The sequence below is a fragment of the Hungatella sp. SB206 genome (assembly GCF_051132295.1).
Lineage (GTDB): Bacteria > Bacillota > Clostridia > Lachnospirales > Lachnospiraceae > Hungatella > Hungatella effluvii.
In genome coordinates, this window is sequence record NZ_CP096603.1 from 5,632,255 (window position 1) to 5,645,266 (window position 13,012).

General features: G+C 47.3%; 7 protein-coding genes. 2 read left to right on the top strand and 5 right to left on the bottom strand.

The genetic code is table 11. The features are described 5' to 3' along the window. Positions 1-33: 33 nt before the first annotated feature. Positions 34-1,083, bottom strand: a complete 1,050-nt coding sequence (gene hrcA, locus M1L66_RS24935) for a heat-inducible transcriptional repressor HrcA (protein ID WP_187023167.1) — start codon at positions 1,081-1,083, stop codon at positions 34-36. 312 nt (positions 1,084-1,395) lie between these two features. Between hrcA and M1L66_RS24940 the strand changes: the two genes are divergently transcribed. Both M1L66_RS24940 and M1L66_RS24945 read left to right on the top strand, forming a co-directional pair. Continuing rightward, entirely contained in the window at positions 1,396-2,199 is an 804-nt protein-coding gene (locus M1L66_RS24940; protein ID WP_187023166.1) for a 3D domain-containing protein, read from the top strand. Between the two features lie 229 nt (positions 2,200-2,428). Further along, on the top strand, positions 2,429-3,157 hold the full coding sequence (locus tag M1L66_RS24945) for a 3D domain-containing protein (RefSeq protein WP_434688709.1): 729 nt from the start codon (positions 2,429-2,431) through the stop codon (positions 3,155-3,157). Positions 3,158-3,326: 169 nt separating this feature from the next. On the opposite strand, the gene M1L66_RS24950 is transcribed toward M1L66_RS24945, so the two are convergent. From M1L66_RS24950 to spoIIP, 4 genes are all read right to left on the bottom strand, one after another. Beyond that, positions 3,327-8,108 (bottom strand): bacterial Ig-like domain-containing protein, encoded by a 4,782-nt coding sequence (locus M1L66_RS24950; RefSeq protein WP_434688710.1) that lies wholly within the window; start codon positions 8,106-8,108, stop codon positions 3,327-3,329. Between the two features lie 304 nt (positions 8,109-8,412). Then, positions 8,413-9,630, bottom strand: coding sequence for a radical SAM family heme chaperone HemW (gene hemW / locus M1L66_RS24955; RefSeq protein WP_187023163.1), 1,218 nt, complete (start codon positions 9,628-9,630; stop codon positions 8,413-8,415). Further along, positions 9,620-11,434, bottom strand: coding sequence for a translation elongation factor 4 (gene lepA / locus M1L66_RS24960; RefSeq protein ID WP_187023162.1), 1,815 nt, complete (start codon positions 11,432-11,434; stop codon positions 9,620-9,622). The genes hemW and lepA overlap by 11 nt, the downstream gene beginning before the upstream one ends. Positions 11,435-11,526: 92 nt before the next feature. Next, positions 11,527-12,960 carry a stage II sporulation protein P gene (gene spoIIP / locus M1L66_RS24965; RefSeq protein ID WP_187023161.1) on the bottom strand — a complete coding sequence of 478 codons (1,434 nt, stop codon included), beginning with the start codon at positions 12,958-12,960 and terminating at the stop codon, positions 11,527-11,529. Positions 12,961-13,012: the final 52 nt, after the last annotated feature.

The window sequence follows — 13,012 nt, forward strand, 5'->3', positions numbered from 1 at the left end:
TTCTCGTCTCTTCGCTGCTCACTGTTCTTCCCTTCACCTTTCATCTTTTTTCAGGATTGAATCCAGCTGCGTCATGAGATTCCGCAGCGTATTCAAAACCTTTTCATAGTCCATACGCTTTGGACCGATGATACCGATCGTTCCCCTCAAGCCCTCGCCCAGCTCGTAATTCGCTGTGACGATACTGCAGTCCCTCATCGTCTGCACCGGCGCTTCCTCGCCGATATAGACCTGAATTCCCGAACTGCTTTCTGAACTGTTCACATCATCGACCAGCTCCTGAAGAAGTTCTTTCTGTTCCAGCGTACCGATCAGACGGCTTGCCATCTCTCCGTCGCTTAACTCCGGATACTTGAAAATGTTCGTGGCGCCGCTGGTGTAAATCTGCAAATCATCGTCGTCCGCCCGGATTGCTTCCGCAACCTCGCCCAGAACCCGGTCGACCACCTCGCTGTGTATGCCGGCCTGCTCCTTTAATCTGCTGATCACGTCCAGATTGATTTCCTCTATGGTCAGCCCGTTTAAGGCATTATTAAGAAGAATGTTAAGATTTAAAAGCCCTTCATCGCTTAGCTGCTGGCTGACGGGGATCATGGTGTTCTTAATCATGTTTCCCTCTACAACGATGACCACCAGAAGCTTTCCATCATCAACCTTGGACAGCTGGATGAATTTCAGCTTGTTTCTGTGATACTGGGGAGCGCTGATCAAAGCCGCGTAATTCGTGTTCTGCGCCAGGATTCTTGCCATCTGCTTCAGCAGAAGCTCGACCCGGTCCACACGCTTTAGCATCAGGTCCTTGATTTCAGTAAACTCTTCTTCTTTCTCCTGCATGATCTGATCCACATAAAAACGGTATCCCTTATCGGAGGGAATCCGCCCGGCCGACGTATGCGGCTGTACAATGTATCCCAGCTCCTCCAGATCAGACATCTCATTCCGGATCGTGGCTGAACTCAAATTCAGATCGGTGTACTTGGAAATAGTTCTGGAACCAACCGGTTCGCCAGTTTCTAAGTACGTTTTAATAATAGCCTTCAAGATCGTAACCTTACGGCCGTCCAACTGGTCCTTATCGTTCAACCCGCCACACTTCCTTTCTGAGTCTTTCTGTTAGCACTCAACGTTTGGGAGTGCTAACATCTTCATTTCATAATATATTCTTTTTTCCCTCATTTGTCAATACATTCGATTGAAAATTTTTTGAGAATTTTCTGTGAACTTCTTCTTTATAAATTATAAAGCATTTTAATGAAGTAAGACAAATGTTACAAACGTATTGCCAGTATTTCCTTGACATTTAACATTTTTGTAATATAATGAAAATTGATACACCATAACAACGCATTTTTCTATCATATTTCACGGAAAAATCATAATATTGCGAGGTAAATCATGAAAAAGAAATCAGGAAAGCTTCTTCTGATGCTGTGTGTGACGCTCCTCTGTACCCTGTTTTTATCCATAACAGCTCTGGCTGCCGAAGAAAAAGGCGCTCTCACAGCCGTGGATGGAAACCATATTACAGGGTGGCTGAAGGACAACGCGGAATCCGGCGAGACGGCAGCGGTTGAACTGCATATTTACAAAGACGGAGCCGCCAAAGCGGCAAAGGTCATCACAGTACCGGAAGAAAGCTACAGCGAAGAGGCAGGAAAGTCCTATGGAGACGGCTGTCGTGCATTTGACTATAAGATCAACTGGGAAGAAATAGGCGGAAGCGCTTATAAAGTAGAAGCCTGCCTGGTAACCGGAGATGAAAAAACACTTCTTACCGGCTCCCTGGAATACAAACCGGCACCAGAAGCCTTAAAGAAAACTGAAAGCACCAGCGAGGAGATCGGCCCTGGAATCCCGAAAAAAGAGGAGAAACCAGTGGAAGAAACCTTCGGAGGATATAAAAAAGGAGAGTCCCTCGGGATCTTCAAGACCACCGGATACTGTGGATGCAGTAAATGTTCCGGCGGCAGCGGCCTCACCTATTCCGGTACCGTGCCGCAGGCAAATCACACCATATCAGCAGACATCACCGTACTTCCCCTGGGAACAAAGGTAATAATCGGTGAAACTGTTTACACGGTAGAGGACATCGGAAGCGGAGTGGACGGCCATACCGTAGATCTCTACTTCTCAAGCCACCAGGAAGCACTGGATTATGGAGTAAAAAAACAGGAAGTATTTCAGGCAATTGCGGAGTAGATCCTGAATTATAATATAAGAAGAAAAGCCTTTCAATCAACACATCAGAACGAATAGAGACGCCTTATGAAACATCGGGCATCTCTATTTTTTTATTCATATCCTTGACAAATCTGGAAAATAGTGTAAAATGTGTATTTGTACCTCATTTATTACAAAACTGTTACATATATATATAATATATTAAAATATGTTACAGTTAGTAAAAAAGAAAGGATGTATTTATTACATGAAACGATTGAAACGAAATCAACTGTTCTTCGGAACTTTACTTATGATGACATTTTTATTAGGTACCGCTGTCCCGGCTCTCGCAGGGCAGACACCCGGAGTTCTGGATTGTGTGGAAGGCGACAGCGTCCGGGGCTGGGCCTGGAACAGCTCCGATCCCGCTTCCGCGGTAGAAGTCAAGGTCACAGTCACCAATCAGGCGACAGGACAGACAGAAGCCGAGTACACGGCTCCCGCCGATGACTATCGGGAAGACCTGGTCAGGAAAGGCACCGGAACCGGCAATTACGGATTTGAAGTAATCGTACCGTGGGAATCATATGAGGACGGTTCCTATCTCGTTGAAGCCTACGCATCAGGAATGAAGCTCTCCTGCCCGAAGGTACACAGTGTTGGCGACATGCAGGTCATGAGCTCTGACGGAAGCGCAGGAACGCTTCGCTCCCTCGGTATCTTTAAGACCACCGGCTACTGCCCATGTTCCGCCTGCTCCGAGGGATGGGGACGCCACACCAGCACAGGAGCCATCGCCTCCGCCAACCACACGATCGCGGTTGACCCGAGAGTGATTCCTTACGGAAGCAAGATTATGATCAACGGCGTGATCTATACCGCAGAGGACCGCGGCGGTGCAGTAAAAGGAAACCATGTTGATATCTTCTTTAATACACACGGAGAGACGAGGGCATATGGTACCAGAAGTGCGGAAGTGTTCCTGGTTCAGTAAATCAATAAGGCTTCCCTAAAACGGGAATTAAGACCGTATACCGTATATGCCATGATGTACACGGCATTTTGCCATATGCAGCTGCCTGCTGCCTGTACATCTGCATATCTTACGGTATACGGTCTCATATTATATTTTCAGAATATTCCCTGCAAATTTGTATGACAGCTTACTGTTGTATCCAGGCGCCATCCTTACCGACAGTAAATCCATCCGGTGTCACAGTATTTACTGCCATAGCTCCGTTCCACCCCAAATAGTACCAACTATTTTCCCAGCTTATCCAGCAGGATTCCGCCATGCTTCCATTCGGATTCATAAAATACCAGAGGCCATCTACTAAAATCCAACCAGTATTCATATATCCCATTCCATCAAAATAGTACCAGAGGCCGTCAATCTGCGCCCAAGAAGAAGTGATATATCCGCCTGCAATTTTCTGATACCACCAGCCAATATCATCTTTCTTCCATGCTCCCGGAATCGTATTGACTGATTCCCCTATACTGCCGCTGTCGCTGCTGTCAGTTCCACTTGGTGGAATTATCTCTTCTTTTTTATTCCCCAACACAAACAATGATGAATCTGATATCAGGAAGCTTATCTGATCTCCTTTGACCGTAGGAATTAGAGTATTCCATCCGTTATTGCGATACTCATAAATCATCAGATTCTTTTTAGTAAGACCGGCCGGTATCTCCATCTGAAAACGAATGGGAAGCACTGGCTGAATCTCTTCCTCATTTGCGGTAAGAAATGTATTGACTGCGATCGGGTTGTCTAACACCTCTGAGATTTCAGATACCATCTCATCCGCCGTAGTATTACCAATTCTAAGCCGGACCTGCTGGGAGTGACTCAAGCTTATGTCAGCACTGAAGATAAGCCCCTGTGTATTAACTTTTTTAAAGAAGCCGTTTGTATCGATGACGACTTTGATATCCGGATACGCCTTTGTCAGCAACCTGTCAAGAAATAAAAGCTTGGAATATAATTTATCGCTTATTCTGCCATTTTTACCGTACGTATCCAGGCACTCCTTCGCCTCATCAAGAGCTTGGCTGAATGCAGCTTCTTTTTCACTGTCCATCATATATTCTCCGTACTGTAAAGCCTGTTCCAGCCGGTTCTGTGCTGCGGACAGCGCCCCGCTTATCAACTTCTCCCTGTCCTTACTCACCTTTACTGTAAAGCTGTCAGAAAATACGAGTTCTTCGCCAGCCTCGCCTTCTTCGTAATAAAAAACTTTTACTTTCCGGTTTCCTGTTTTCGATAAATCTGATATTTCTACTTCCAATTCCTCCATCGGCACCCGTTCCGTATACGTTGCATTACTGGAAGTTGCATACACCTTTACTGTCTTTTCCACGATCATACCATCTGCATCAAAGTCGTCTTCCGGCTCATACGTCAACTTATACGGTTTTCGGGTTACATTGATCTTTTCCACAGATCGTATGGATTCATCCCCGTCCAATACTCGGATATCAAAATAATCCTTTAATTCTGCTGCCGGTTCATCGCCTTCTGTGATGGCTGCTGTAACTGTAACCGTAGATGTTCCTGCTTTTTTAGTATTGTACTCTAATGTATAATCTCCATCCTTTAGCACTACAACATTTTCATCCGTTAAGTTAAGTCCGCGTACTTCCAATCCCTCCGGATTAATCTCATCTCCAACAGTATAAATGAGCTGATTCGGCTTTTTAACCACTTTAATAGATTGATTCAGTTTCGTTTCATAAACCATAACAGAGAATGACGTTTCATAAGTAATTGGCTCGGCTATGCTTCTGTCCGTGTACGAAACCGTAATTTTTTGTGCTCCCGTTTTTAATGGATCCAGCTCTCCTACCGTATACTCTTCAGCCTCTAATTGTCTTTCCTCCACCCCATTTTTGCAGATAGAAACCTCCAGGCCAGTCAAATCCAGTTGCTGCCCGATCCAGTATTTTATCTTCACAGGCAGCGTTTTTATCCTAAGTTCCCTGTCAGCGTGCTCTTCCTCCATCTTTACCAGCTGGAAATCTACAGCTTCCGCATTACTGCCATTGATTTCAATGGTCTTTACTTCCTGCTTATATCCGTTTTTGGCGGGAATCTCTACGCTGTATCTACCTTCTGGTAAATTCCAGAAGCTGTAGGCTCCTTCTTCAGTTGTTTTTGCTGCATCGGAGGGGCTTGCCATGCTGATATCACTGCCCTCATACAGATTTACGGAAACATCTTCCATGCACTCGCCTTTTTCTCCTGTTACACGCCCGGCTATCCCATAGGAATTCACAGAGGCAGCCTCAAAAGCCTGAATTTCCGAATAACTCATTCGAGCACTGTAATTTCCCCAGCCCCCCTTATGTCCTCTTCCAAATACACGCAGATACCGTGCAGACACCGGCTCATTGAGAGAGATGATCTGAGGCGCTTTCCGCAAATTGCCCGATATATCGGTATCACTTTCCATCACCACATCCGCTTTCCCGAAGATCGTCGTAGTTGTATCCGATGTAAAATCCGGTGATGTGCTAAGCTGGACCATGCAATCTTTCCAGGTTACTGACCGTAAGTCTGTTAAATACCAAAAGCGGTTGATTACAACCTGTTTCACAGGCCTCTCATCTCCAAAATCATACTGAAGATATGCCCCTTCCCAGGTTGAGTAGCCGTTATCCGCATCACCGTTTTCATTTCCGGCGTTAACAGTCGTATAAATACTCTTATCTGTTGACGGGCCCCAGCCAATGTCAGTATCCACACTGCCATCTGTAGCAGCCTGCCTATTGTTGCTGATTGCCGTGTTCGATGCCGGTATTTTGCCAAAAAGTAGATTCTTCCCCATCGGCACGGCCTCAAGAGTATCAATTGCGTTTTTTAGCCGGTCATAGGCTTTTTCAATATCTCCGCTGGCCGCTTCCGGATCAGCCAGAACCTTTTTTGCTGCTTTCAGGGCCTGCGTATAGAACCACCAGCTCTGTGATGTATAATTCCCGGCATAGTATTCCTGCATAACCAGTCCGTTTAAATCCGGCAGAAGTTCTAAATTCTGTATTGCCGTTTTCAAATTTTCGTATGCATCAACGATTTCCTGATCTCCTGCATCAGACTTATCTAAAACCGTCTGTGCTTCTTTCCTTTTGAGCAGATAATTCCCCCACGCCGACGCCTTATATTCATTTTCGTGATATACACGGTTTACCAGCTTCTGAAGTTCTTCTCTGTCGATCCGGTATGGTTTGGACTGAATATAAACATAGAGTTCTGCCGTAACATTATTCGTGTTTGTCACACCATCCGGAAGATTTATCAAACTTCCCTCCAGGGTATAAATCGTTCCTTCTGCCGTACCGTCGAACCCGTTCGTATCCCATTTCACTTCAATGTCTCGTTGATCTGCCAGAGAAACCGCCTGGTTCAGCATAACTGCCACAGTAGAATCCAACCTGGACTCCAATTCTTCTCTGGTGGTCCCATAGGGAACGACTATGTTCCCTTCCTTCGTATTAACCTCTTTTATGATACCGGTTGCCTCTGTATTATTGCTGCGCCATACACGGATATAATCTACATCAAAAACGGTATTAAAATTTTCAACGTTTCCATCCCGGTATGGAGGCCGCAAGCCCAGTGATAACAATAGATTCTGAGGAATCGCATCCATATTGGAGGCGTGCTGTGTTGAGGTCTGCTTCCAGATAGTGTCAGACTGCACGGCACCAGCTGAACCTGCATAGAAACGGCCTCTTAAAATGCCATCCACATAAAAATTCTGGTAACCGGGTCCCCATTCCAGTCCGTATGTATGGTATTCGTTTGACGGATTAAAGGAATTCCCGCTTCCCCATATTCCTGCACTTCCATGGGGATTCTTGTCCTGTGCCGGTTTTTGTACCGAAGTGGGAGTCTTGAACGTGTGGACTGCAAAATCAAGCTCATTCACAGTCTGTGTCTGCCCGATCTCAAGAACATCAATCTCTGTTCCCCATTTCTCCGTTCTTCCCAAAAGCCAGATGGCACTGCAGGCACCAGGCAGAGCAGGCGCTCCCTTCGCACGTGTTTCCATGTATCCATATTTCATAGATTGTCTGCTTATGATTCCGCCGGATGAGTAATTCATATCGGTAATATCTTCAAAGCCCGGATTAGGCGCCAGATTAGTCGTACTCCCTTCCTCCCGGAAAGTGACATCATCAATGATTGTCATAGCGTAAGGATCTGCCTTCACCTCAAATCCAATTTTACATGTTCCGTCATCAGAAGGACGGATGCCTTCTATAGTATATACAGCAAAGTCATCGCTTTCGGCAAACTCCATGATCGGCCCCCTTAAGGGAATCTCATTGTCGGAAGGATCGGTTGCATACATCTGTGCAATCGGCTGATTACCGGTTTTTTTAACGTATGCTGTAAAGGAATACATTTTATCCGGATTCAAATTATGAATCACTGTATCTGTTCTCACCCAAATAGGAAAGAAATTACCATATACAAGTGCAGACTTTCCAGAGCGCGATCCGTAAAGCGATGTCACATACTCACCGTTTACAGAGTCGCCGTCATACATGTTATGGCTCTCCCAGCCATTAGGTGATTCGTCCAGAAGATCGTTTTTATCATGTCTTGCCGTAAGATGAAGGCTGCCATCACTAACACTTACATTGTCATCCTGCCAACGCCATGCACCAGCCCATGTATACGGTATAGGCTGCCATTTTTCCTTGTCAAGTTCTGAACCATCAAAATCATCTGACAGAGCTTCGTCCAGAATCCAATTCTTTGTGTTAGTTGGATCAGAGCCAGGCAATACCGTCTTGTACTGCTGTGTCACAGATAATTCCTGTGACGGTTGAAGCGCTGCACCTGAATCCGGTTCCCCCAATGGCTGGGCCATAACCGACGTGCTTACCACTGCAATACCAGTTAAAACACTGATTGCTGAAACGAAAAGTTTTTTCATGTTTAAATCCCCCTGTTTTTGCTTCCTTCTTTATTTCACAACATCGTTTCTTTACGTTTTTTAACTTTTCAACCTGAACTTATCGTTACTGGCTTTTAGCGCCTCACATCCTTTCACAGTATTTAGCTATAATTTTATACACTTCACAGTTTATAATTTTGTATTAATTATACAATTAAAAGCAAAGCATTAAATACTCTATATTTTTTGTATTAAGGTGGATTATTTTGCTTTTACATAACAAAAGAGAAGAAAAAACGAATTATGCGTTTTTCTTCTCTTCTATATAATTATTAAAATCATATCAATCCAGCAGGAACAAACTCATCGCATAGTTGCTCAAATCAAGTCCCCGCTCGGTCAGATGGTAGTAGCCGTTTTTATGTTCCAGCAGGCCCTCCCGCTCCAGTTTGTCGATCACACCGCCATAGACGTTTCGTATACTCTGTCCGAACCGGGTGATAAAGCCTTCTGCCGATACGCCCCGTGTCAGGCGAAGCCCCAGGAACATGAACTCTTCCATCTTGGACTTTACGCTCAGCTGCTCCATATCCTGTCTGAGTGCCTGACAAAACTCTGCCTCGTCGTCGAGATGGGCCGATACGTAGCTTTGGAAATCGGACGTGTTGTGGAAACGGCATCCCTCCAAATAGGAGGAGGCCCCCAGTCCCAGTCCCAGATACCCGGTTCCGGTCCAGTATCCCACATTGTGGCGGCATTCGAAGCCGGGTCTGGCATAGTTGGATATCTCATACCGCTCATACCCCTGTTCGGCCAGACAGTTCCTGGTCATGTAATACATTTCCCGCTCGGTATCCTCGTCCGGAAGATCCGGAAGCGCCATTAAGCGGCGGCGTTCCTCCGGAGACATCTCATAGCTCTCCATCTCCACATGGCCGCCGTAACGGTCGTAAAAAGGCGTTCCTTCCTCTACAATCAGACTGTAGGCAGATATGTGTTCCGGCTTCAGCATAGCCGTCTTTTTCAGCGTATTCCTCCACGATTCCGGAGTCTGTCCCGGAATGGCGGAAATCAGGTCCACATTGACGTTCGTAAATCCTGCCATGCGCACCCTCTGGAAACTCTTTAAGAATTCGTCGTAGGTGTGGATTCTCCCAAGATAGCGAAGCTCCGTGTCATCCGCCGACTGAAGTCCCATGCTGACGCGGTTGATTCCAGCTTCCCGGTAGGCGACGAGACCTTCCATCTTCACCGTCCCCGGATTGACCTCGATCGTTATCTCCGCATCGGGCGCAATGTCGTAGTGTTCCTTAAGCGTCCCCATGATGGCAGTCATATCGGTCACATCCAGGACAGAAGGCGTTCCCCCTCCCAGAAAAATGGTATCAACCTGATACTCCCGTACAAAGCTGCTCTGAATGCGTATCTCTTCCAGCAGCTTGTCCGTATACTCCCGGCGCATCCGCATATTACCCGGAAACGACAGGAAATCGCAATAGGCGCATTTCTTTGCACAGAAAGGAATGTGCACATAGATTTCCAATTTCTTTTTATTCATCATCTAACTTCAGTACGCTCATAAATGCCTTCTGTGGTATCTCTACGTTACCAATCTGGCGCATACGTTTTTTACCTTCCTTCTGCTTTTCAAGGAGTTTTTTCTTACGGGTTATGTCACCGCCGTAGCACTTGGCAAGTACATCCTTGCGCATGGCCTTGACGGTCTCTCTTGCAATAATCTTTCCTCCAACGGCCGCCTGAATAGGAATCTCAAACAGCTGTCTCGGGATCTCCTCCTTCAGCTTTTCGCACATCCGGCGTCCCCGGTCGTAAGCGGATTCCGCGTGTACGATAAAGGACAGCGCATCCACCTCTTCCTTATTCACCAGGATATCCAGTTTCACCAGTTCGGAACGCTCGTATCCCTTTAAGTCGTAATCGAAGGAGGCGTAACCTCTGGAACGTGATTTCAAAGCGTCAAAGAAGTCATAAATGATCTCATTGAGCGGAAGCTCGTACTTCAAAAGGGCACGGGTTGCTTCCATATATTCCATTCCCAGATAGACGCCGCGTCTCTCCTGGCACAGCTTCATGATCGCTCCCACAAACTCGGTGGTCACCATGATCTCCGCGCTGACAATCGGCTCTTCCATGTATTCGATTTCGGACGGATCAGGGAGGTTTGACGGATTCGTCAGCTGTATCATCTCACCGGTCTTCTTATAGACCCGGTAAATAACACTGGGCGCCGTGGTTACCAGGTCCAGGTTATACTCTCTCTCCAGACGTTCCTGGATAACCTCGAGATGCAGAAGTCCCAGAAAACCGCACCGGAAGCCGAAGCCCAGTGCCAGAGACGTCTCCGGCTCGAAGAACAGGGAGGCATCATTAAGCTGAAGCTTCTCCAGCGCGTCCCTTAAATCGTTGTATCTGGCGCCATCCGCCGGGTACATACCGCAGTACACCATGGAGGTGACTTTCTTATAACCCGGAAGCGGCTTATCACAGGGATTGTCCGCGTCCGTAATCGTATCACCCACGGCGGTGTCCTTCACATTCTTGATACTGGCTGTCACGTAGCCAACCATACCCGCGCTCAGTTCGTCACAGGGGATAAACTGACCCGCGCCGAAATAGCCGACCTCCACAACCTCTTCCACAGCTCCGGTAGCCATCATACGGATTCTGACGCCCTTTTTCACACGGCCTTCCATGATACGGCAGAATACGATGACGCCTTTGTAGGAATCGTACAGAGAGTCAAAGATCAGAGCCTGGAGCGGTGCGTCCGGATTCCCCCTGGGTGCGGGAATCTTCTTCACGATGGCCTCTAAAACCTCCTCAATGTTCTCGCCTGTCTTAGCCGAGATCCTTGGAGCGTCTTGGGCTTCGATTCCGATCACATCCTCAATCTCTCCCACCACACGTTCCGGCTCCGCACTCGGTAAATCGATCTTATTCAGAACCGGAAATACGTCCAGGTCATGATCCAGCGCCAGATAGACATTGGCCAGCGTCTGGGCCTCGATTCCCTGAGATGAATCCACCACGAGCACAGCGCCGTCACAGGCCGCCAGGCTCCGGGACACCTCATAGTTAAAATCTACATGCCCCGGCGTATCGATCATATTGAAAATGTATTCCTCTCCGTCTTCCGCCTTGTATACGGTACGGACGGTCTGGGCCTTGATGGTGATTCCGCGTTCCCGCTCCAAATCCATGTTGTCTAAAACCTGGGCCTGCATTTCCCGGCTTGTCAAAAGTCCGGTCTTCTCTATGATTCTGTCCGCAAGGGTTGACTTCCCATGATCAATATGGGCGATAATGCAAAAATTGCGTATTTTACTCTGGTCAACAGTTGCCATTTACTTTCCTCTTTTCCATTTTTCTGCAGTTGATGATACAAATACAAAATGACACGGCAATGATGTTCCTGCTTTAAAAATATACCATTTTTTTAATTTCCTTGCAACACCATATTCAGAACTTCCGCAAGCGGTTCCATGGCATTTCGTGCTTCCTGGTATGTATTTGTCTGTGCGCCGACCTCAATTAACACGGACCTCGGACGGAGATGGAGATTATACCGGAGACCCTTGATATAAATTTTCCTGGTCAGTCCCGGGAAATAGGCCGCCGCATCCAGCTGCATCTGGAAACTGAATGCCAGATTATCACTCCGGTACGGATTGGGCAGATACTCGATCGGTCCCTCCGGAGTCTGGCTGACGCCATTGAAAAACATGATAGGAGCCGTCGGTTTTCCATTCACCTCATTGACCATGTGAAGGCTTTCATTGACCCCATCCCGGTGCAGATCCAGGATGACCTCTATGGAGGGATTCTCCTGAAGAATCCTCGTGACTCCGTCCAGGGCATATGTATACGCTTTATTCCGGTCCAGCTTTCCGTTCTGGAGGTCATAGACTGATTTGTCATGGATTACATGATATCCCTTGGCCGTCAGAAGCTCCGTCAGATAATTTCCGATCCCAATCACGGTTGCTTCCTTATTATCAGGCCCGTAATCGGAGAATTCCTCCTGGGAATGGGTATGGTAAATTAAAATCTGCGGCTTGTCGTTACTTCCCTCCAGCGTAAAGTCTTTTGCCAGAAATTCATCCGCCTTCATAAGATCACGCCCCGCTGTCGCCGAGGTGTGCACGCTGTAAAAATGCTTCATCATGTAGTCGTAGTCGGCCAGCTGCTCTTTCCTGTAGGTTTTGCCGATGAGAGGCAGGACACTGGCAGCACACGTCATATTATCATCCTTTTTCGGGAGAGCTGCGGCGTTTCCATTGATTCCCGCGTTTTCGCTGACACCTGTGTTTTCGCCATTTCCTGTATTTCCGCTGTCTCCCGCGTTTCCACCACTACCTGTATTTCCGCTGTCTCCCGCGGCTCCATCGCCATTAGCGGCCAGCACCGTCGTGCCGGCCTGCTCCATGGTACCGGCTCCGGTCTCTTCACCGCCGTCATACATCAGGTATTGGTGTTCCTCATAGAATTTTCCGCTTTCCAGATACCCTGCAAATGCCGGATCTTCTTCCTTGTAGTTTATTTCACCGCCCTCTTCCCTGCCCAGATACCGGTACAGGGGTGACTGCCCAAATATGAAGCGGCAGATAAGACCGCTGATGCTTTCCTCTTCCGCTTTCACCATTTTCGTCTCATTTTCTTCTGCCCGTCCGGCTGCCGGATAATTCATACGCCAGATCCACTCAAGCCCGGTATCCGCCTGGCCAATTATCAAGGCAGTAAGCCGCTCTCTGCCTGACGCCCGTCCGGTTCCAGCTGCTCCCCTGATCAAGAGGAGGACGGCAAGTACCAGGCCGGTGATAAGCATCATATGTCTGATGAGCCAGTTAATCCTTCCGCCCTTCTCCTTCATAAACACCTTCCTGCATTTCTTTCACGGCGCCCCGGAAAGAAAAAAGTCCCTC

Coding starts and splice junctions, on each gene's coding strand:
- hemW (WP_187023163.1), bottom strand. CDS start 9,630: ATGATGAATAAAAAGAAATTGGAAATCTATGTGCACATTCCTTTCTGT.
- M1L66_RS24945 (WP_434688709.1), top strand. CDS start 2,429: ATGAAACGATTGAAACGAAATCAACTGTTCTTCGGAACTTTACTTATG.
- spoIIP (WP_187023161.1), bottom strand. CDS start 12,960: ATGAAGGAGAAGGGCGGAAGGATTAACTGGCTCATCAGACATATGATG.
- M1L66_RS24950 (WP_434688710.1), bottom strand. CDS start 8,108: ATGAAAAAACTTTTCGTTTCAGCAATCAGTGTTTTAACTGGTATTGCA.
- M1L66_RS24940 (WP_187023166.1), top strand. CDS start 1,396: ATGAAAAAGAAATCAGGAAAGCTTCTTCTGATGCTGTGTGTGACGCTC.
- lepA (WP_187023162.1), bottom strand. CDS start 11,434: ATGGCAACTGTTGACCAGAGTAAAATACGCAATTTTTGCATTATCGCC.